Consider the following 19,732-nt stretch of genomic DNA (forward strand, 5'->3'; position numbering starts at 1 on the left):
GCTCACGCCAGCAGGCGTTCCAGCAGCGCGCGATACAGCCCCGGCAGGGCCTCGAGGTCGGCCACGCGCACGTGTTCGTCGACCTTGTGGATGCTCGCGTTGACCGGGCCGATCTCCACGCACTGCGCCCCGAGCGGCGCGATGAAGCGCGCATCCGACGTGCCGCCGCCGGTGCTCTCCTCCGGCGGCATGCCGGCGCTGGCGGCCAGCACCGCGCGCGCGGCGTCGCGCAGCTCGCCCTCCGGCGTGTAGAACGGTTCGCCGCCGCGGTGCCAGTGGATGTCGTACTCGAGCCCATGCGCGCGCAACACCGCCTCGCATTCGGCTTCCAGCCGCGCGGCTTGCCAGTTCGGGTTGTAGCGCAGGTTGAACAGCACCTGCAGTTCACCCGGGATCACATTGTTGGCGCCGGTGCCGGCATTGATGTTGCTGATCTGCAAGCTGGTCGGCGGGAAGCGCTCGTAGCCCTCGTCCCAGCGACGGGCCGCGAGTTCCGCCAACGCCGGCATCGCCTGGTGGATCGGGTTGCGCGCCTTCTCCGGGTAGGCGACGTGCCCCTGGATGCCGCGCACGGCGAGCGTCGCCGACAGCGTGCCGCGCCGGCCGACGCGCAACAGGTCGCCGAGCACCGCCTTCGACGAGGGCTCCCCGGTGATGCACCAGTCGATGCGCTGGCCGCGCGCGCGCAACACCTCGGCGACCTTGCGCACGCCGTCGACGGCATCGCCCTCTTCGTCCGAGGTCAGCAGCAGCGCGAGCGTGCCCGCATGCCGCGGATGCGCGGCCACGAACGCTTCCAGCGCGACCACGAACGCGGCCACGCTGCTCTTCATGTCCGCGGCGCCGCGGCCGTACAGCAGGCCCTCGCGGACCTCGGGCACGAACGGATCGCTGGCCCACGCGTCGCGCCGCCCCGGCGGCACCACGTCGGTGTGGCCGAGCAGCACCAGCACCGGGCCGTCGCCGTCGCCATGGGTGGCCCACAGGTTGTCGACGGCACCGAAGCGCAGGTGCTCGCAGGCGAACCCGGCGGCCTGCAGGCGCCGCGCGACCAGCGCCTGGCAACCGGCATCGTCGGGGGTGACCGAAGGCCGCGCGATGAGGTCGCAGGCCAATTGCAGGACGTCGCTCATGCGGCGACGCCGAACAGCGCCTTGAACCCCTTGTCGCTGAAGCCCTGCGAGACGCGGCCGTCGTCGAACACGACGACCGGGCGGCGCATCAGTTGCGGATACTCGCGCAGCAGCAGCTTCCATTCGGCATCGCTGCCGGGCGCCTTGCGGTTCGGCGGCAGCTGGCGCCACGTGGTCGAGGACTTGTTGACCAGCGCGTCCCAGCCGCCCACGGCGTCCTTCCAGGCGACCAGCGTCTCCGGCGGCTGGCGCTGGTCGCGGTAGTCGACGAACGCGTGCGCGACGCCGAAGCGGTCCAGCCACTTGCGGGCCTTCTTGCAGGTATCGCAGTTGGAGAGTCCGTACAGGGTCGTCATCGTCATTCCCGGTGGCAGCCAGCGGCCGCGGTCAGTCCGCGAGGCCGCGCAGCAATTCGTTGATGCCGGTCTTGCTGCGCGTCTTCGCGTCCACCTGCTTGACGATGACCGCGCAGTACAGCGAATGGCTGCCGTCCTTGGCCGGCAACTGGCCGGAAACCACCACGCTGTACGGCGGCACCGAGCCGTAGCTCACCTCGCCGGTCATGCGGTTGTACACGCGCGTGCTCTGGCCGAGGAAGACGCCCATGCCGACCACGCTGTGGTGGCCGACGACGAAGCCCTCCACCACCTCCGAGCGCGCGCCGATGAAGCAATGGTCCTCGATGATCGTGGGGCTGGCCTGCAGCGGCTCCAGCACGCCGCCGATGCCGACGCCGCCGGACAGGTGGCAGTGCTTGCCGATCTGCGCGCAGGACCCGACCGTCGCCCAGGTATCGACCATCGTGCCTTCGCCGACGTGGGCGCCGATGTTCACGAAACTCGGCATCAGCACCACGTCCTTGCCGATGTGGCTGCCCGCGCGCACCACCGCGCCGGGCACCACCCGCGCGCCGAGCTTGCGGAAATCGGCCTCGTCGAAGCCGGCGAAGCGCGCCGGGACCTTGTCCCAGAACGGCGCCGGCTCGGCCTCCACCAGTTCCATCTCCTGGGTGCGGAAGTACAGCAGCACCGCCTTCTTCAGCCACTCGTTGACCCGCCAGCCACCCTTGCCGTCGGGCTCGGCCACGCGCAGGCGCCCCTGCTCGAGGCCGGCGATGGCGCGATCGACCGCGGGCCTGGTCGCGCCCTCGATCTCCTCCGGGGTCAGCATCGCGCGGCGTTCCCAGGCGCTCTCGATCTCGAAGCGCAGCACCTCGAGCTCGGCCGCGCGGGCGGCGGCGCGCGCCTTCGCGGGCGAGGGCTTGGCGTCTTCGGTCTTCTTCCGGGGCTTGGCGGGGCTCATCGAGGGTCTCCGTCGAGGACGGCCAGCAGCGCGTCGCGCAGGGCCTGTCGTTGGGGTTCGTCGCGCAACGGCTGGTCGCGCTCGTCGCTGATCTGGAACAGGTCCTCGGCGCGTTCGCCGAAGGTCGCGATGCGCGCGTCGTGCACGCGCAGGCGGCACTCGCGCAGCACCCGGCTGACGTCGGCGAGCAGGCCGGGGCGGTCGGTGCAGGAGAGGCTGAGCTGGGTGCGGCCCTGCTCGGCGTCGGCGAACGCGATCCGCGGCGCGATCCGGAAATGCCGCAGGTGGCGCGGCTGGGTCCGCCGGGTCGGGCGGATGCGGTCCAGGTCGGGGCTGGCCAGCGCCTCGCGCAGGCGCTGCGCGACCGCGTCGGGGGCCACCGCGCGCTGGCCGTCGGCGGGCACCACCTCGAAGCTGTCGACCACGCAGTCGGCCGGCGCATCGAGCAGGCGCGCGCGCTGGATCGCCAGGCCCAGGCGGTCGAGGGTGGCGACGATCGCCGCGAACAGGCCGTCGCGGTCGGGCGAGCGCACGAACACCTCCAGCGCCCCCGCATGCGCACCGACCTGGCGCGCGCCGACCCGCAACTCCGCGGGCGCGGCATCGCGCAACTGCAATGCCTGCCAGGCCACCGCGTCGGCGCGGCTGCGCTGGAACACCTGGCCCGGCAATTGCGCGAACAGGGCCTTGCGGGCGGCCTCGTCGACGCCGGCATCGGCCAGCAGCGCGGCGGCGGCGGCGCGGGTCTCGGCGGCGCGTTCGGCGGCCGCGACCGGGTGCTCCAGCCCGCGCCGCAGGGCCAGGCGCGCGGCGTTGTAGAGGTCGGCCAGCAGGCGGTCCTTCCACGCGTTCCACAGCTTCGGCGAGGTGCCGGCGATGTCGGCGCAGGTGAGCAGGTACAGCAGGTCCAGCCGCTCGCGGTCGTTGACCTGCGCGGCGAAGCGATGGATCACCGCGGGATCGCCGATGTCCTGCTTCTGCGCGGTCACCGACATCACCAGGTGCTTCTGCACCAGCCAGGCAACCAGCGCGGTGTCGCCGTCCGACAAGCCGTGCGCCGCGCAGAACGCGCGCGCGTCCACCGCACCGAGTTCGGAATGGTCGCCGCCGCGGCCCTTGGCGATGTCGTGGAACAGGCCGGCGAGCAGCAGCAACTCCGGCTTGCGCAGGCGCGGCCAGACGTCGTGGGCGATGCTGAAGCGCTCGTCGGCCTCGCCGCTGGCGAAGCGGCCGATGTTGTGCAGCACCATCAGCGTGTGCTGGTCCACGGTGTAGACGTGGAACAGGTCGAACTGCATGCGCCCGGTGACCCGCGAGAACGCCGGGATCCAGCGCCCGAGCACGCCCAGCCGCGCCATCCGCTCCAGCGTGCGCACCGGCTGCGGGCCGCGCAGCAGGGCCATGAAGGCGGCGCGCAGCGCGGGCGGCGCATCGGTGTAGGCCGGGATCGCCGGCAGCATCTGCGCCAGTTCGCGCGCGGTCTGCGAATGCAGGCCGCGCAGCGCCGGGTCGGCGGCCCAGGCGGCCATCAGCGCGAATGCATGGGCGGGATCCGCGCCGAGCCAGCCAGGGACGCGGGTGGCGAGGTAGCCGCGCCGGCGTTCGAAGTCGGCATCGATCAGCTCCGGTTCGGCGCCGCCGTCGAAGTGTTCCTCGAAGCGCTGCAGCAGGCGCTCGTCGATCCGCCGCACGATCGCCGCGCTGCGGTAGAACGCCTGCATCATCTTCTCGACGCCCAGCGCGTCCGCGTCGTCGGCATAGCCCAGGCGCGCGGCCAGCGGCTTCTGGTAATCGAAGCGCAGGCGCTCCTCGCGCCGGCCGGCCACCAGGTGCAGCCCGTAGCGCAGGCGCGACAGGTCGCGACGCTCGCGTTCCAGCGCCACGGCCTCGTCCGGGCCGAGGTGGCCCAGGCCGACCAGCGGCTCTAGCTCGCGCACGCCGAAGCTGCGCTGCGCCAGCCAGCCCAGCATGTGCAGGTCGCGCAGGCCGCCGGGGCCGTCCTTGAGGTTCGGCTCCAGGTTGTCGGAGGTGTCGCCGAAGCGCGCATGCCGCAGGCGCTGTTCCTCGCGCTTGGCCAGGTAGTAGTCGCGCGGCGGCCAGACGTGATCGGCGGCGATGGCGGCCTGCAACGCCGCGGCGTCTCCATCGCGGGCGGCAAGCGGGCGGGCCTCGAGCAGCGCGGTCAGCACGGTCTGGTCGGCGGTGGCCTCGCGGCACTGCGCGGCGGAACGCACCGCCTGGCTGGCCTGTAGGCCGGCGTCCCAGAGCAGGGCGAGGAAGCGCGCCAGCGCGGCCTCGTGGCCCACCTGCGCGCCCGGCTCGGCGAGCACCAGCAGGTCGAGGTCGGACTGCGGGAACAGTTCGCCGCGCCCGTAGCCGCCGACCGCGAACAGGGCCAGCGGCGCATCCGCCGGGAAGCACCGCTGCCAGGCCGCCAGCAGCAGGACGTCGACCGCGCGTGCGCGCAGCGCGACCAGTTTGTCCGCGGGTTCGCCGGTATCGAAGCGCCTGGCCAGGCGCGTGTCGGCCTGGGCCAGCTCGGCGCGGGCCGCGGCGGCCCATCCGGCATCCCCGGCAGGGCCGGGAGGCAGGGCGTCAGCCGCAGGGGTCCCGGCCGGCGCCTGCATCGTCACAGGTCGTTGTCGTCGCCGGGCAGGCGGGTCAGGATCTCCGCGCCGTCGGCGGTCACCGCGACGGTGTGCTCCCACTGCGCGGACAACTTGCGGTCCTTGGTCACCACCGTCCAGCCGTCCGGCAACACTCGGGTGTGGCGCGCGCCCTCGTTGATCATCGGCTCGATGGTGAAGGTCATGCCCTCGCGCAGGACCATGCCCTCGCCCGGGCGGCCGTAGTGCAGGACCTGCGGGTCGTCGTGGTAGACCCTGCCGATGCCGTGGCCGCAGTACTCGCGGACCACGCTGAAGCGCTCGGCCTCGGCATAGCTCTGGATCGCGTGGCCGATGTCGCCGAGGGTCGCGCCCGGGCGGACCGCGCGGATCCCGCGGAACATCGCCTCGCGGGTGACCTCGACCAGCCGCCGCGCCATCACCGACGGGGTGCCGACGAAGTACATCCGGCTGGTGTCGCCGTGCCAGCCGTCCTTGATCACGGTGACGTCGATGTTGACGATGTCGCCGTCCCTGAGGACCTTGGCGGCGCTCGGGATGCCGTGGCAGATGACGTTGTTGACCGAGGTGCACACGGTCTTCGGGAAGCCCCGGTAACCGACGTTGGCCGGGATCGCGCCCTGCACGTTCACGATGTGGTCGTGGCAGATGCGGTCCAGCTCCTCGGTGGTCACGCCCGGCTTCACGAACGGGGCCACGACCTGCAGGACTTCGGCGGCGAGGCGGCCGACCTCGCGCATCTTCTCGAGGTCGGCGGGGGTTTTCAGGTTGATCATGGGCGGATTATCGCCGATATCGCACGCGACACCGGCCACGGGGCGTGGCCCCGCCGCCCGGTCCAGCCATCCACGACTGACCTCGCGGGCGCGGGCCATCCATGGCCCGCCCGGGACCATGCCCCGTGGCCGGCGTCCCCGCACGCGACGATTTGCCCCGCCCCGCCATTTGCGTCATACTTTCAAGGCTTTATCGCCGCCACGACGGGCGTACCGTCGAATCCACACCTGTCGACTACCCCTGCGCCGGGGTGCTCCGCGAGGAGTTCGGACGCAGCGACGACGGGGAGGCCCAACCCCGGAACCCCGCGCCAGCCCCAGGGCCAGGCGCAGCGCCTCCATCGACCAGGCGCGGGTTCCATGCCAATGGAGTTCCTGCAATGCCCCAGATCACCATGCGCCAGATGCTGGAAGCCGGCGTCCACTTCGGCCACCAGACCCGCTACTGGAACCCGAAGATGGCCCCGTACATCTTCGGTGCCCGCGGCAAGATCCACATCATCAATCTCGAGAAGACCGTCCCGCTGTTCAACGACGCGATGAACTTCATCAGCGGCGTCGCCCAGAAGCGCGGCATCATCCTGTTCGTCGGCACCAAGCGCAGCGCGCGCGAGGCGATCAAGGAAGAGGCTGAGCGTTGCGGCATGCCGTACATGACCCAGCGCTGGCTGGGCGGCTCGCTGACCAACTTCGCCACCGTGAAGAAGTCGGTCGCCCGCCTGAAGGAGCTTGAGGCCGCCGAAACCGACGGCACCTTCCAGAAGCTGGTCAAGCACGAAGTGATGGGCCTGCGCCGCGAGCGCGAGAAGCTCGACGCCAGCCTCGGCGGCATCAAGGACATGAACCGCCTGCCCGACGCGCTGTTCGTGGTCGACATCGGCCATGAGGACATCGCGATCAAGGAAGCCAAGAAGCTCGGCATCCCGGTGATCGCGGTGGTCGACACCAACTACGACCCGGCGCTGGTCGACTACGCCATCCCGGGCAACGACGACGCCATCCGTGCCGTGCAGCTGTACGCCCGCGCCGCCGCCGACGCGGTGCTGGAAGGCAAGGCCGCGTCCCCGAATTCGGCGTCCGTGCGCGAGGAAGACTTCGCCGCCGCCGAAGGCGAGGACAAGAAGCCGGCGCGCCGCGCCCCGAAGAAGGCCGAGTAACCGATCGGTCACGCCGCCGCGCCATGCTGCGCGGCCGCCTGCCGCCACGCCAGCCCGCACGGGGTGGCGTGCCGCGGCTCCCACGACACCCTGGCGCCCGCCCGGCCCGTGCCGACGCGACCGCCCCTACATCCAGAGGTAACCCCCATGGCTGAAATCACCGCTTCCCTGGTCAAGGAACTGCGCGAGCGCACCGGCGCCGGCATGATGGAGTGCAAGAAGGCGCTCACCGAGAACAACGGCGACATCGACGCCGCCGCCGAATGGCTGCGCAAGTCGGGCCTCGCCAAGGCCGACAAGAAGGCCAGCCGCGTCGCCGCCGAAGGCCGCATCGCCGCGGCGCAGGACGGCGGCAAGGCCGTGCTGGTCGAGATCAACTCCGAGACCGACTTCGTCGCCAAGGACGCGAACTTCATCGCCTTCGCCGACACCATCGCGCAGGCCGCGCTGGCCTCCGGCGTGGCCGACGCCGAGGCCCTGAAGTCGGTCGCGCTGCCCAGCGGCGAGACCGTCGAGGAAGCCCGCGCCGCCGCCATCGCCAAGCTCGGCGAGAACATCCAGATCCGCCGCATGTCGCGCATCGACACCGCCAACAACGTGGCCGCCTACGTCCACGGCGGCAAGATCGGCGTGCTGGTCGAGGTCGCCGGCGGCGACGCCGACTTCGCCCGTGGCGTGGCCATGCACGTGGCCGCGATGAACCCGCCGTACAACAAGGCCGCCGACGTGCCGGCCGAGTTCGTGGCGAAGGAGAAGGAAATCGAGCTGGCCAAGATGTCCGAGAAGGACAAGGCCAAGCCGGCCGAGATCCTGGAGAAGATCATCGGCGGCAAGATCGCCAAGATCGTCAACGAGGTCAGCCTGTACGGCCAGCCCTACGTGCTGAACACCGACCAGACCGTCGAGCAGGCCGCCAAGGCCGCCGGCGCCGACGTGGTGGGCTTCTCCCGCCTGCTGGTGGGCGAAGGCATCGAAAAGGTGGTCGAGGACTACGCGGCGGAAGTCGCCAAGGCCATGCAGGTCTGAACCTGCGCGCCACCGGATCCGCGAACGACCCGCCGTAAGGCGGGTTTTTCGTTTCTGGGGCACCCGCCCCCGCCGCGTGGGCCGGCAACGCGCGATGGGCGGCCCGGCATCGGCTAGAATTTCGCTGTTTGCCCGCCCGGAGCCCGCCATGCCGCAACTCGCCTATCGCCGCGTCCTGCTGAAACTCTCCGGCGAGGCCCTGATGGGCGACGAGGACTATGGCATCGACCCCAAGGTCATCGGCCGCCTCGCCCGCGAAGTGATCGAGGCCCGCGACGCCGGTGCCGAGGTCGCGCTGGTCATCGGCGGCGGCAACATCTTCCGCGGCGCAGGCCTGGCCGCCGGCGGCATGGACCGGGTTACCGGCGACCAGATGGGCATGCTGGCCACGGTCATCAACGCGCTGGCGATGCAGGACGCGCTGGAGAAGCTGGGCGCGAAGTGCCGGGTGATGTCGGCGATCAAGATCAACGACGTGTGCGAGGACTACATCCGCCGCCGCGCCGTCCGCCACCTCGAGAAGGGCCGCATCACCATCTTCGCCGCGGGCACCGGCAATCCGTTCTTCACCACCGATTCCGGCGCCGCGCTGCGCGCGATCGAGATCGGCGCCGACCTGCTCCTGAAGGCCACCAAGGTCGACGGTGTGTACGACCGCGACCCGAAGAAGCACGCCGACGCGGTCAAGCTGGACACCCTGACCTACGACGACGTGATCGCCCGCAACCTGCAGGTGATGGACACCGCCGCGTTCGCGCTGTGCCGCGACGCCGGCCTGCCGCTGCGCATCTTCGACATGGCCCAGCCGGGCGTGCTGCTGCGGATCCTGCACGGCGAGCCGATCGGCACCCTGGTCCACGCCTCGCGCTGAGCCCGCCCGGCGCCTGCAATAGTGTCCGCGCCGGCGGGCATGGCAGGCTCACCGCCATGCACGGCCATGCCCACGCCCACGACGGGACCCGCGCGTTCGCCTGGGTCACCCTGATCAACCTCGCCTACACCGCGCTGGAAGCGGGGTACGGCTTCGCCACCAATTCGCTCGCCCTGCTGTCCGACGCCCTGCACAACCTGGGCGACGTGCTCGGCCTGGGGCTGGCCTGGGCCGCCGCGGCCATGGCCAGGCGCATGCCCACCGAGCGCCATACCTACGGCTGGCGGCGGGCCACCCTGCTCTCGCCGCTGGCGAATGCGCTGCTGCTGGTCGGGTTCTCCGGGGCGCTCGCCTGGGAGGCCGTCCGCCGCTTCGCCGAGCCGCCGCAGGTCCCGGGCCCGACGGTGATGGCGGTGGCGGCGATCGGCATCGCGGTCAACCTCGGCGCGGCCTGGCTGGTACGCGACGGCCACGACTACGACCTCAACCGGCGTGGCGCGTTCCTGCACCTGATGGCGGACGCGGCGGTCTCGCTGGCCGCGGTGCTCGCCGGCGCCGGCATCTGGTGGCTGGGCTGGGACTGGCTGGACCCGACCACTGCCCTGCTGGTCGCGGTGGTGGTCGCGGCAGGCGCCTTCGGCCTGCTGCGCGATGCCTTCGATGCCGCGATGGACGCCGTCCCGCGCGGCATCGACCAGGCCGCGGTGCGCGACTGGCTGCTCGCCCAACCCGGCGTGGCGGCGGTGCACCACCTGCACATCTGGTCGCTGGGCGCCGGCGAGGTCGCGCTGACCGCGCACGTGGTGCGCACGACTGACGACGACCACGACGCCTTCATCGATGCCGTGGGCGATGGCCTGGACGCGCGCTTCGGGATCAACCACCCCACCCTGCAGATCGAACGCGGCACCGCCTGCGCGCACGACTGCAGCGGACGCGCCGCCCACGGGCACGTGCATGCCGATGCGCACGGACACCCGCACCCGCACTGACCGCGTGCCCGCCTCGCTTATAATCCGGCGGTTATCCATGGAACCCGGAGCACCGCGATGCTGAACGAGATCAAGAAGGACGCGCAGGCCCGCATGGCCAAGAGCGTCGAGGCGCTCCGCCACAACCTGGTCAAGGTCCGCACCGGCCGCGCCAACGCCGGCCTGGTGGACAGCATCAAGGTGAACTACTACGGCTCCGACATGCCGCTGTCGCAGGTCGCCAGCGTGGCGGTCGGCGATGCGCGCTCGATCACGATCACGCCGTGGGAGAAGCAGATGGTCGGCGCGGTCGAGAAGGCGATCCTGGCCTCCGACCTCGGCCTGACCCCGAACACCGCGGGCACCGTGATCCGCCTCAACATCCCGCCGCTGACCGAGGAACGCCGCAAGGACCTGACCAAGGTCGTGCACCACGAGGGCGAGGACGCCAAGGTCGCGATCCGCAACATCCGCCGCGACGCCAACCACCAAGTCAAAGAGCTGCTGAAGGACAAGCAGATCACCGAGGACGACGCCAGCCGCAGCGAGCAGGAGATCCAGAAGATCACCGATGCCGCGATCAAGGACGTGGACGAGGTGGTGAAGGCGAAGGAACAGGAACTGATGGCGGTCTGAGGGCGGACTGCGCTTGCCCATGCCGCGTCATCGCCAACCTCGCCGGCAGTCGCGGACTGCCGGGATGCCGCTGCCTGCACGCCCCACGTTTGCTTGCCTGGCCTGCATGCGCGGCGGCCGCCCGCAGTGAGCATCCCACGGCACATCGCCATCATCATGGATGGCAACGGGCGTTGGGCGCAGCAGCGCCGCCGGCCGCGCCTGATCGGCCATCGCGCCGGCGCGCGCGCGGTGCGCACCTGCGTGGAGTTCTGCCTCGACCACGGGGTCGGCGCGCTCACCCTGTTCGCGTTCTCCAGCGAGAACTGGAACCGGCCGGCGGAGGAAGTCGGCGGGCTGATGAAGCTGTTCCTCGGCGCGCTGGAACGCGAGGTCGATGAACTGCACCGGCTCGGCGCGCGCCTGCGCTTCATCGGCGACCGCAGCCGCTTCGACGCCGCGCTGCTGCAGCGCATGCAGGCTGCGGAAGCGCTGACCGCCGGCAACACCCGCCTGCAGCTGTGCATCGCCGCCAGCTACGGCGGGCGGCAGGACATCGCCGCGGCAGCGCGTTCGCTTGCCGAGGACGTGGCCGCCGGGCGCCTGCGTGCCGACGAGATCGATGAAGCGGCGCTCGGCGCGCGCGTCGCGCTGGCCGACCTGCCGCCACCCGACCTGTTCATCCGCACCGGCGGGGAGCTGCGCATCAGCAATTTTTTGCTCTGGCAGCTGGCCTACACCGAACTGTGGTTCACCGACACGTTGTGGCCGGACGTGGATGCGGCGACACTGCAGCGCGCGCTCGACGACTACGCCGGGCGCGAACGCCGCTTCGGATTGACCGGGGCGCAGGTGGCCGCCGAGGGGACCGGGGGAATGCAGTGACGAAGACGCGCCTGCTGGCGGCCCTGATCATGGCGCCGGTCGCCATCCTCACGGTCCTGTTCGCGCCCACGCCGATCCTCGCCGCGCTGAGCGCGGTGGTGTTCCTGGTCGCGCTGTGGGAATGGCTGAAGCTCGCCGACATCGAGGACACCCTCGCGCGCACCGTGCTGCTGGCCTGCAACGTCGCGGTGATGGCGGCGCTGGTCTGGGGATCGCGCTCCGCGCAGGGCGGCTCGCTGGCGTTGTTCCAGCTCACCGTGCTGATCGGCGTCGCCTGGTGGTGCCTGGCCCTGCTGTGGCTGCGCCACTACGACTTCGCCTCCGACCATGACGGCCATGCACGGGTGTTCAAGCTCGCCGCCGGCACCCTCGCGGTGGTGCCGGCATGGTGCGCGCTCGGCCTGATCCACGCGACCCAGCCGAATGGCCATCGTTGGCTGTTGCTGGCGCTGTGCCTGGTGTGGGCGGCGGATACCGGCGCCTACTTCACCGGCCGCCGTTTCGGCGGGCGCTGGTTCGGCGGGCGCAAATTGGCACCGCGGATCAGCCCGAACAAGACCCTGGAAGGCCTAGCCGGCGGCCTCGCGCTGGCGATGGTGGTCGCGGTGGTCGGCGCGCCGCTGGCCGGCGCGCAGGCCGCGCAATTGCCGGCGGTCGCGCTGGTCGCGCTGGCCACCGCGGGCTTCTCGGTCGCCGGCGACCTGTTCGAGAGCCTGCTCAAGCGCCATGTCGGGGTGAAGGACTCCGGCGACCTGATCCCGGGCCATGGCGGCGTGCTCGACCGCATCGACAGCGTGCTGGCCGCGTTGCCGGTGTTCGCGCTGGGCAAGGCCTGGCTTGGCTTCTGAGGCGGGCGCGGCGATGGCCTCGGCCGTGATGCAGCGCGTGGCGGTGCTGGGCGCCACCGGCTCGATCGGGACGTCCGCGCTGGACGTCATCGCGCGGCATCCCGAACGCCTGTCCGCCAGCATCCTCGCCGCCGGCAGCAACGTCGACGGCCTGCTCGCGCTGTGCCGGCGCCACCGCCCGGCGCATGCGGTGATCGCCGACCCGGCCGCCTACCCGGTGCTGCGCGATGGCCTGCGCGATGCCGGCCTGCCGACCGAGGCGCATGCCGGCGATGCCGCGCTGGACGCGCTGGTGGCCGGCGATGCCTGCGACAGCGTGGTGGCGGCGATCGTCGGCGCGGCCGGGCTGTCCTCGACCCTCGCCGCGGCGCGCGCCGGCAAGCGCCTGCTGCTGGCCAACAAGGAATCGCTGGTGCTGGCCGGGGAGCTGCTGATGCAGGCCGCCCGCGACGGCGGCGCCCGCATCGTGCCGATCGACAGCGAGCACAACGCGGTGTTCCAGTGCCTGGCGGCGAGCCGGGCACCGGCGGACGTCGCGCGGATCACGCTGACGGCGTCGGGCGGTCCGTTCCGTGGCCGCGGCCGGCACGACCTGGCCGGCGTGACCCCGGCCCAGGCCGTGGCCCACCCGAAGTGGTCGATGGGCCCCAAGATCTCGGTGGATTCCGCCACCCTGATGAACAAGGGCCTGGAGGTGATCGAGGCCCACCACCTGTTCGCGATGCCGCCCGCACGCATCCGCGTGCTGGTGCACCCGCAGTCCTTGGTGCATGCGCTCGTCGATTTCGTCGACGGCAGCGCGCTGGCCCAGCTCGGCCTGCCCGACATGCGCACCGCACTGGCGGTCGGCTTCGGCTGGCCGGAACGCCTGGCCTCCGGCGTCGACCTGCTGGACCTGCTGGCGCAAGGCGGACGCCTCGACTTCGAGGCCCCCGACCTCGACGCCTTCCCCTGCCTCGCCCACGCGTTCGACGCGCTGGCGGCGGGCGGCACCGCCCCGGCCGTGCTCAACGCGGCCAATGAAGTCGCGGTTTCAGCCTTTCTTCAGGGCCGGATCGGTTTCCTGTCCATCCCCGACCTCGTCGCCGCCACCCTGGACGCCATGCCGCCGCAGCCTGCCGATTGCCTGGACGTGCTGCTGGAGGCCGATGCGCGCGCACGCGACGCCTGCACGGCCCGCATCGCCACCATGCCGACGAGCGGCCAGCCCGCATGAGCACCTTCCTGGGCTCGGTGTGGTGGATGCTGGTGGCCCTCGGGGTGCTGGTCACCTTCCACGAATTCGGCCACTTCTGGGTCGCGCGCCGGTTCGGGGTGAAGGTGCTGCGGTTCTCGATCGGGTTCGGCCGCCCGCTGTGGACGCGGGTCGGCAAGGACGGCACCGAGTACGTCATTGCCGCGATCCCGCTGGGCGGCTACGTGAAGATGCTGGACGAGCGCGAAGTCGACGTTGCGCCCGCCGAGCGCGCACAAGCGTTCAACCACAAACCCGTGCTGCAGCGGATGGCGATCGTCGCCGCCGGCCCCGCCGCCAACCTGCTGCTGGCCGTCGGCCTCCTGTGGGCGATGCTGGTGGTCGGGCGTCCCGACTACGCCCCGGTCGTGGGCAAGGCCGACGGCCTCGCCGCTGCGGCCGGGCTGCACGCCGGGGACCGCATCCTGTCGGTCGACGGCCGCGCCACCCCGACCTGGAGCGAGGCCGAGCTGGCACTGGCGGTGGCCGCGCTGGACCGGCAGCCGGTCGCGCTGGGGGTCAAGCCTGAGGGCGGCAGTGACGTGCAGCGCACGTTGCCGCTGCAACGCTTGCCGGCCGCCTTCGACGAAACCCGCGCCGTTGCCGCGATCGGCCTGACCCCCCGGCACCTGCTGATGCCGGCGATCGTGGGCAGCGTGACCGAGGGCAGCCCGGCCTGGGGCGTGCTGGCGGAAGGCGACCGGATCACCGCGATCGACGCCAGCCCGGTCTCCAGCTTCGAGGACATCGGGCCGCTGGTGGCGGCCCTCGGTGCCCGCGGCGGCCCCGGCATGATCGAGGTTCAGCGCGATGACGATCGCCTGGCGCTCGAACTCACCCCGGCCAGGCGCACCCTGCCCGACGGCGGCAGCCAGTGGCTACTGGGCATCGCCAATGCGGCCCCCGCCCGTCCCGCCCCCGACGCCGTCCTGCGCCTGGGCCCGCTGGCGGCCATCCCGGCCTCCATCAAGGAAACCGGCTACCAGGTCAGGCAGCTGTTCGGGATGATCGGGCGCGCGTTCAGCGGGCAGGTCTCGGTGCAGAACACCGTGTCCGGCCCGCTGACCATCGCCCAAGTCGCAAACAGCTACGCCAGCATGGGCCTGGCGTGGTTCCTGAACTTCCTGGCCCTGCTGTCGGTCAGCATCGCCATCCTCAACCTGCTGCCCATCCCCGTCTTGGACGGGGGTCACCTGCTGTATTACCTTATCGAGCTGGCCATCGGGCGCCCCTTGGGCGACCGAGCCGTGGCCGCTGGCCAGTACCTGGGCCTCGCCTTGCTGGCGGGGCTGATGGGGCTGGCGTTCTACAACGACATCCTGCGGATGGTGTCGTGAATTGCCGTCCGGCATCGCTGCGTCGATGCCGAGACACTGCGTGAAACCCGGGATCACTACCCCGGGCCACCCCCCAACCAGGATGTACCGAATGCCCCGTCCCCTGTCCCGCCGACTGCTGACCCTCGCCCTCGCCTCGGCACTGGCCGTGCCGACATGGGCGCAGTCCGCGTTCGCGCCCTTCACCGTCAGCGACATCCGCATCGACGGCCTGCAGCGCATCGGCGCGGGCACCGTGTTCACCTATCTCCCGGTCGAGCGCGGCGACACGGTCGATTCCGCAAAGGCCGCGGAAGCGCTGCGCGCGCTCTACAAGACGGGGTTCTTCGAGGACGTGCGCCTGGATCACCAGGGCGGCATCCTGGTCGTGACCGTGGTCGAACGGCCGGCGATCAACAAACTTACCCTAGTCGGCAACAAGGACCTCAAGACCGAGGACCTGCTCAAGGGCCTCAAGGAAATCGGCCTGTCCGAGGGCGAGACCTTCAACCGGCTCAACCTGGACCGCGTCACCCAGGAGTTGAACCGCCAGTACAACAACCGCGGCAAGTACAGCGTGCAGATCACGCCGAACGTCGAGCGCCTCGACCGCAACCGCGTCGACCTGACGATCAACATCAAGGAAGGCAAGGCGGCGAAGATCCGCCACATCAACCTGGTGGGCAACGCGTCCTACACCGACGAGGACATCACCAAGGGGTGGGAGTCGCACACCAGCAACTGGCTCAGCTGGTACAAGCGCGATGACCAGTACTCGCGAGAGAAGCTCTCCGGCGACATCGAGAAGCTGAACTCCTGGTACCTCGACCGCGGCCACATCGACTTCAGCATCGACTCGACCCAGGTCGAGATGAGCGGCGACAAGAAGGACATGTTCATCACCGCCGGCATCACCGAAGGCGACGTCTACAGCGTGTCCGGGGTGACCGTTTCCGGCGACACGGTGCTCCCGAAGGAGGAGATCGAACGCATCGTGGCGTTCATCACCCCGGGCAGCACGTTTTCCCGCGGGCTGGTCGAGCTGGCCACCGAGTCGATCACCGCGCGCCTCGCGAACATCGGCTATGCCTTCGCCAAGGTGAACCCGGTCCCGGCCATCGATCGCGACAAGCGCACGGTGGCGATCGACATGCAGGTGCAGCCGGGCCCCCGCGTCAACGTGCGCCGGATCGTGTTCAAGGGCAATACCCGCACCGCCGACCAGGTCCTGCGCCGCGAGATGCGCCAGTTCGAGGGCAGCTGGTACTCCCAGGCTGCGGTCGACCGCAGCAAGGTGCGCCTGAGCCGCCTCGGCTACTTCGAGTCCGTCGAAGTCGAGAACGAAGCGGTGGCCGGCAGCGACGACCTGGTCGACGTGGTCTATACGGTGAAGGAAACCACCTCGGGCAGCATCTCCGCCGGCGTCGGCTATTCGCAGCTTTCGGGCCTGAACCTCTCCCTGCAGTTGGCCGAGAACAACTTCCTCGGCACCGGCAACCGGGTCTCGATGGCGGTCAGCCGCAGCACCTACCAGAAGCGCTACGATTTCTCGTTCGTGAACCCCTATTTCACCGACGAAGGCCTGTCGCTGGGCTACAACCTGTGGTGGCGCGAGTTCGACTACTCCAGCTACAACGTGGCCCAGTACTCCACCAACAGCGGCGCCGCGCAAGCGTTCGCGACGATCCCGATCAGCGAGAGCGACTCGGTGTCGGCGATGTTCGGCATCGACACCAACGAGATCCTGACCGTCGATGGCTCCACCCCGCCGCCGCTGATCGATTACGTGAACGCGGTCGGCAATCGGACCTTCCATGCCTGGCGCCTGCAGGGTGGTTGGGGGCGCGATACCCGCAACGACTACTTCATGCCGGTGGTCGGCATGACCCAGAACCTGTCGATGGAAGTGGCGCTGCCGGGCTCCACGGTCGAGTACTACAAGTTCCAGTACGACATCGCCAAGTACTGGCCGCTGAGCCAGAGCCTCGTGGTGAAGACCGCCGTCAACCTCGGCTACGGCGACTCCTACGGTCCCGACATCGTGCGCAACCTCTGCTACACCGCGCCGACCTACACCGATTCCAACGGCGACGGCATCCTCGACACCGTGGTGCCCGGCCCGCCGCCCAGTGACCCCTGCCTGACCACGTCGACGGACTACGACAAGACCGTCACCGCGACCGGCCTGCCGTTCTTCGAGAACTTCTACGCCGGCGGCATCGCCGCGCAGGGCAAGGTGCGCGGCTTCGTCGACAACACCCTCGGCCCGGTCTATGTGTCGCCTTCGGGCTACCGGCAGCCGCTCGGTGGCTCGATGCTGGTCGCCGGCACGATCGAAGCGGTGTTTCCGAAGCTGTTCGACAGCCCGGCCGCGCGCGTCTCCGCGTTCATCGATTTCGGCAACGTGTACGACGGCTGGGACAACTTCAGCGCCGGCGACTTGCGCGTCTCCACCGGCGTCGCGCTGCTGTGGCGCTCGCCGATGGGCCCGCTGTCGATCAGCTACGCCTTCCCGATCCGCAAGAAGGACGGCGACCAGGTCGAACGCCTGCAGTTCACGTTCGGCGGCCAGCTCTGACGGCCGCATGACCGCAGGGTCCTTCGCCGCGTCCGAGCTGGCCCAGCGCTTCGGGCTGGAACTCCGCGGCGAAGATTGCCCCGTGCACGGCGTGGGCACGCTCGCCACGGCAGGCCCCGGGCAGTTGGGCTTCCTCGCCAACCCGCGCTATCGCGGCCAACTCGCCGAGACCGCTGCCGGCGTGGTGGTGCTGCGGGAGGCCGACCTGGATGCCCGCGCCGGCACCGCGCTGCTCGCCCGCGACCCTTATGCCGCATTCGCGCGGATCGCGGCGTTGTTCGAACCCAAGCCAGTACGCCCGCCAGGCGTCCACCCCTCGGCGGTGGTCGACGCCACCGCGGTGGTGGATCCCGGCGCGCATGTCGGCCCGCTGGTGGTGGTGGGCGCGCGCTCCCGCATCGCCGCCGGCGCCATGCTCGGACCAGGCTGCGTGGTCGGCGAGGACTGCGAGGTCGGCGAAGGCAGCGAGCTGGTCGCGCGGGTCACCCTGGTGGTGCGCGTGCGCCTCGGCAAGCGGGTGCTGGTGCATCCCGGCGCGGTGCTGGGCGCCGACGGCTTCGGCATCGCCATGGACCATGGCCAGTGGCTGAAGGTGCCGCAGCTCGGCGGGGTGGTGGTCGGCGACGACTGCGAGATCGGGGCGAACACCACGATCGACCGCGGCGCGCTTGAGGACACCGTGCTCGAACAGGACGTGCGCCTCGACAACCAGATCCAGGTCGGCCACAACGTCCGCATCGGTGCGCATACGGCGATGGCGGGATGCTCTGCGGTGGCCGGCAGCGCCACCATCGGCCGCCACTGCCTGGTCGGCGGCGGCGCCGGCATCCTCGGCCACCTGGAGGTCTGCGACCGCGTGGTGGTGACCGCGATGTCGCTGGTCACCCATTCGATCCGCGAGCCCGGCGAGTACTCCTCGGGCACGCCATTGATGGACAATCGCGCCTGGCGCCGCAGCGCCGCGCGTTTCAAGCAACTCGACGAGATCGCCCGGCGCACGCGGGGCGGCGACAAGGACCCTGCATGACCGATGCATCCCCTGGCGTGACCCTGCCTGTGACCACGGCGGAGATCGAGCGCCTGCTCCCGCACCGCTATCCCTTCCTGCTCGTCGACCGGGTGGTCGAGTTCGAGAAGGACAAGCGCGTGCTTGCCTACAAGAACGTCTCCTGCAACGAACCCTTCTTCACCGGCCACTTCCCGGGCCACCCGGTGATGCCCGGCGTGCTCGTGGTGGAGGCGCTGGCGCAGGCGGGTGGCGTCCTCACGCAGCTCTCGCGCGACCCGTCGGAGCTTGGCAAGGACACGTTCTACCTGGTGAAGGTGGACAACGCGAAGTTCAGCCGCATGGTCGTCCCCGGCGATCGCCTTGAGCTCGAAGTCGAGCTCAAGCGGCGCATCCGCAACATGGCGCAATACGTGGGCATCGCCCGCGTCGACGGCGAGCAGGCCGCCTGCGCCGAGATCCTCTGCGCCGCCGCCCGCTGATGGACCGCGCCCCGACCTTGGTCCACCCGACCGCCGTGGTCGATCCCTCGGCCCGTCTGGGCGCGGGCGTGGTGATCGGGGCCTATGCGGTGATCGGTGCCGAGGTCGAGGTCGGGGACGGCACGCGGATCGGCCCGCATTGCACGATCGAGGGCCCGACCCGGATCGGCCGCGACAACGTGTTCCACGGCCATGCCGCGATCGGCGGCGCGCCGCAGGACAAGAAGTACCGCGGCGAGCGGGTGGAACTGGTGATCGGCGACGGCAACGCGATCCGCGAATTCGTCACCATCAACCGTGGCACCGGCGACGGCGGCGGCACCACCCGCATCGGCGACCGCAACTGGATCCTGGCGTATTGCCACGTCGCCCACGACTGCATCGTCGGCAGCGACTGCGTGTTCTCCAACAACGCGACGCTGGCCGGCCACGTCAGCGTCGGCAACCACGTCATCCTCAGCGGCTTCGCCGGCGTGCACCAGTTCTGCCGCATCGGCGACCACGCGTTCATCGGCATGGGCGCCTTCGTCAACGGCGACGTTCCGCCGTTCCTGATGGTGGCGCAGGAGAAGTACGCGCGCCCGCGCGGCATCAATGCCGAAGGCCTCAAGCGCCGCGGCTTCGATGCCGCCCGCATCGCCAGCATCAAGCGTGCCTATCGCGCGCTGTACATGGGCGAGGCCAAGCTCGACGAAGCGCGCGCGGAGCTCGGCGAGATCGCCGCCGCGGGCAGCGAGGACGTGCGCGCGATGCTGGACTTCATCGAAGGCGGCGAGCGGCCGTTGCTGCGGTGAACGAAGCAGGCAGCGCCGTGGTGCCGCCCGGGGAGCGCCCCAACCAAGCGAGTACCGGGCAGCGACTTGGAATTCTCCCCGCACCGTGCCATTGCGCGCCCATACGAAAAG

General features: G+C 70.6%; 18 protein-coding genes. 13 read left to right on the plus strand and 5 right to left on the minus strand.

What is annotated here, in order from left to right:
- Positions 1 to 2 precede the first annotated feature (2 nt).
- From dapE to map, 5 genes are read right to left on the minus strand one after another with little or no spacing between them, the layout of a single operon-like run.
- Entirely contained in the window at positions 3 to 1,133 is a 1,131-nt protein-coding gene (gene dapE / locus ON759_RS04570) for a succinyl-diaminopimelate desuccinylase (RefSeq protein WP_271679181.1), read from the minus strand.
- Positions 1,130 to 1,489, minus strand: coding sequence for a Spx/MgsR family RNA polymerase-binding regulatory protein (locus tag ON759_RS04575; RefSeq protein WP_271679182.1), 360 nt, complete (start codon positions 1,487 to 1,489; stop codon positions 1,130 to 1,132). Before ON759_RS04575 ends, dapE begins: the two co-directional genes overlap by 4 nt.
- Before the next feature lie 31 nt (positions 1,490 to 1,520).
- Positions 1,521 to 2,435 (minus strand): 2,3,4,5-tetrahydropyridine-2,6-dicarboxylate N-succinyltransferase, encoded by a 915-nt coding sequence (gene dapD / locus ON759_RS04580; protein ID WP_284698523.1) that lies wholly within the window; start codon positions 2,433 to 2,435, stop codon positions 1,521 to 1,523.
- Positions 2,432 to 5,062: a [protein-PII] uridylyltransferase gene (glnD, locus tag ON759_RS04585; RefSeq protein ID WP_284698524.1), complete on the minus strand. Its 2,631-nt coding sequence runs from the start codon at positions 5,060 to 5,062 to the stop codon at positions 2,432 to 2,434. Before glnD ends, dapD begins: the two co-directional genes overlap by 4 nt.
- Positions 5,063 to 5,064: 2 nt before the next feature.
- Positions 5,065 to 5,838 (minus strand): type I methionyl aminopeptidase, encoded by a 774-nt coding sequence (gene map, locus ON759_RS04590; protein ID WP_271679184.1) that lies wholly within the window; start codon positions 5,836 to 5,838, stop codon positions 5,065 to 5,067.
- Positions 5,839 to 6,218: 380 nt separating this feature from the next.
- Between map and rpsB the strand changes: the two genes are divergently transcribed.
- The 13 genes from rpsB to lpxA all read left to right on the plus strand — a co-directional run bounded on the left by rpsB (position 6,219) and on the right by lpxA (position 19,621).
- Positions 6,219 to 6,995, plus strand: a complete 777-nt coding sequence (rpsB, locus tag ON759_RS04595; protein ID WP_271679185.1) for a 30S ribosomal protein S2 — start codon at positions 6,219 to 6,221, stop codon at positions 6,993 to 6,995.
- Between the two features lie 147 nt (positions 6,996 to 7,142).
- Positions 7,143 to 8,021 (plus strand): translation elongation factor Ts, encoded by an 879-nt coding sequence (gene tsf, locus ON759_RS04600; protein ID WP_271679186.1) that lies wholly within the window; start codon positions 7,143 to 7,145, stop codon positions 8,019 to 8,021.
- Positions 8,022 to 8,169: 148 nt separating this feature from the next.
- Positions 8,170 to 8,892, plus strand: a complete 723-nt coding sequence (pyrH, locus tag ON759_RS04605) for a UMP kinase (protein WP_271679187.1) — start codon at positions 8,170 to 8,172, stop codon at positions 8,890 to 8,892.
- 56 nt (positions 8,893 to 8,948) lie between these two features.
- Positions 8,949 to 9,884: a cation diffusion facilitator family transporter gene (locus tag ON759_RS04610; protein WP_271679188.1), complete on the plus strand. Its 936-nt coding sequence runs from the start codon at positions 8,949 to 8,951 to the stop codon at positions 9,882 to 9,884.
- 57 nt (positions 9,885 to 9,941) lie between these two features.
- Entirely contained in the window at positions 9,942 to 10,499 is a 558-nt protein-coding gene (frr, locus tag ON759_RS04615; RefSeq protein WP_271679189.1) for a ribosome recycling factor, read from the plus strand.
- A gap of 102 nt (positions 10,500 to 10,601) precedes the next feature.
- Positions 10,602 to 11,363, plus strand: coding sequence for a polyprenyl diphosphate synthase (gene uppS / locus ON759_RS04620; protein WP_271679563.1), 762 nt, complete (start codon positions 10,602 to 10,604; stop codon positions 11,361 to 11,363).
- Entirely contained in the window at positions 11,360 to 12,211 is an 852-nt protein-coding gene (locus ON759_RS04625; RefSeq protein ID WP_271679190.1) for a phosphatidate cytidylyltransferase, read from the plus strand. Before uppS ends, ON759_RS04625 begins: the two co-directional genes overlap by 4 nt.
- A gap of 13 nt (positions 12,212 to 12,224) precedes the next feature.
- Positions 12,225 to 13,427, plus strand: coding sequence for a 1-deoxy-D-xylulose-5-phosphate reductoisomerase (gene dxr, locus ON759_RS04630; protein ID WP_271679191.1), 1,203 nt, complete (start codon positions 12,225 to 12,227; stop codon positions 13,425 to 13,427).
- A complete protein-coding gene (gene rseP, locus ON759_RS04635) occupies positions 13,424 to 14,782 on the plus strand; it encodes an RIP metalloprotease RseP (protein ID WP_271679192.1) in 1,359 nt (452 codons plus the stop codon). The genes dxr and rseP overlap by 4 nt, the downstream gene beginning before the upstream one ends.
- Positions 14,783 to 14,873: 91 nt before the next feature.
- Positions 14,874 to 17,339, plus strand: a complete 2,466-nt coding sequence (bamA, locus tag ON759_RS04640) for an outer membrane protein assembly factor BamA (RefSeq protein WP_425608444.1) — start codon at positions 14,874 to 14,876, stop codon at positions 17,337 to 17,339.
- Positions 17,340 to 17,346: 7 nt separating this feature from the next.
- On the plus strand, positions 17,347 to 18,366 hold the full coding sequence (gene lpxD / locus ON759_RS04645; RefSeq protein WP_271679194.1) for a UDP-3-O-(3-hydroxymyristoyl)glucosamine N-acyltransferase: 1,020 nt from the start codon (positions 17,347 to 17,349) through the stop codon (positions 18,364 to 18,366).
- Complete coding sequence (gene fabZ, locus ON759_RS04650) at positions 18,363 to 18,827, plus strand: 3-hydroxyacyl-ACP dehydratase FabZ (protein ID WP_271679195.1); 465 nt, start codon at positions 18,363 to 18,365, stop codon at positions 18,825 to 18,827. The genes lpxD and fabZ overlap by 4 nt, the downstream gene beginning before the upstream one ends.
- Positions 18,824 to 19,621 carry an acyl-ACP--UDP-N-acetylglucosamine O-acyltransferase gene (gene lpxA / locus ON759_RS04655; RefSeq protein ID WP_271679564.1) on the plus strand — a complete coding sequence of 266 codons (798 nt, stop codon included), beginning with the start codon at positions 18,824 to 18,826 and terminating at the stop codon, positions 19,619 to 19,621. Before fabZ ends, lpxA begins: the two co-directional genes overlap by 4 nt.
- Positions 19,622 to 19,732: the final 111 nt, after the last annotated feature.

The organism is Thermomonas mangrovi (assembly GCF_028201335.1).
In the GTDB taxonomy this organism is placed as follows: domain Bacteria; phylum Pseudomonadota; class Gammaproteobacteria; order Xanthomonadales; family Xanthomonadaceae; genus Thermomonas; species Thermomonas mangrovi.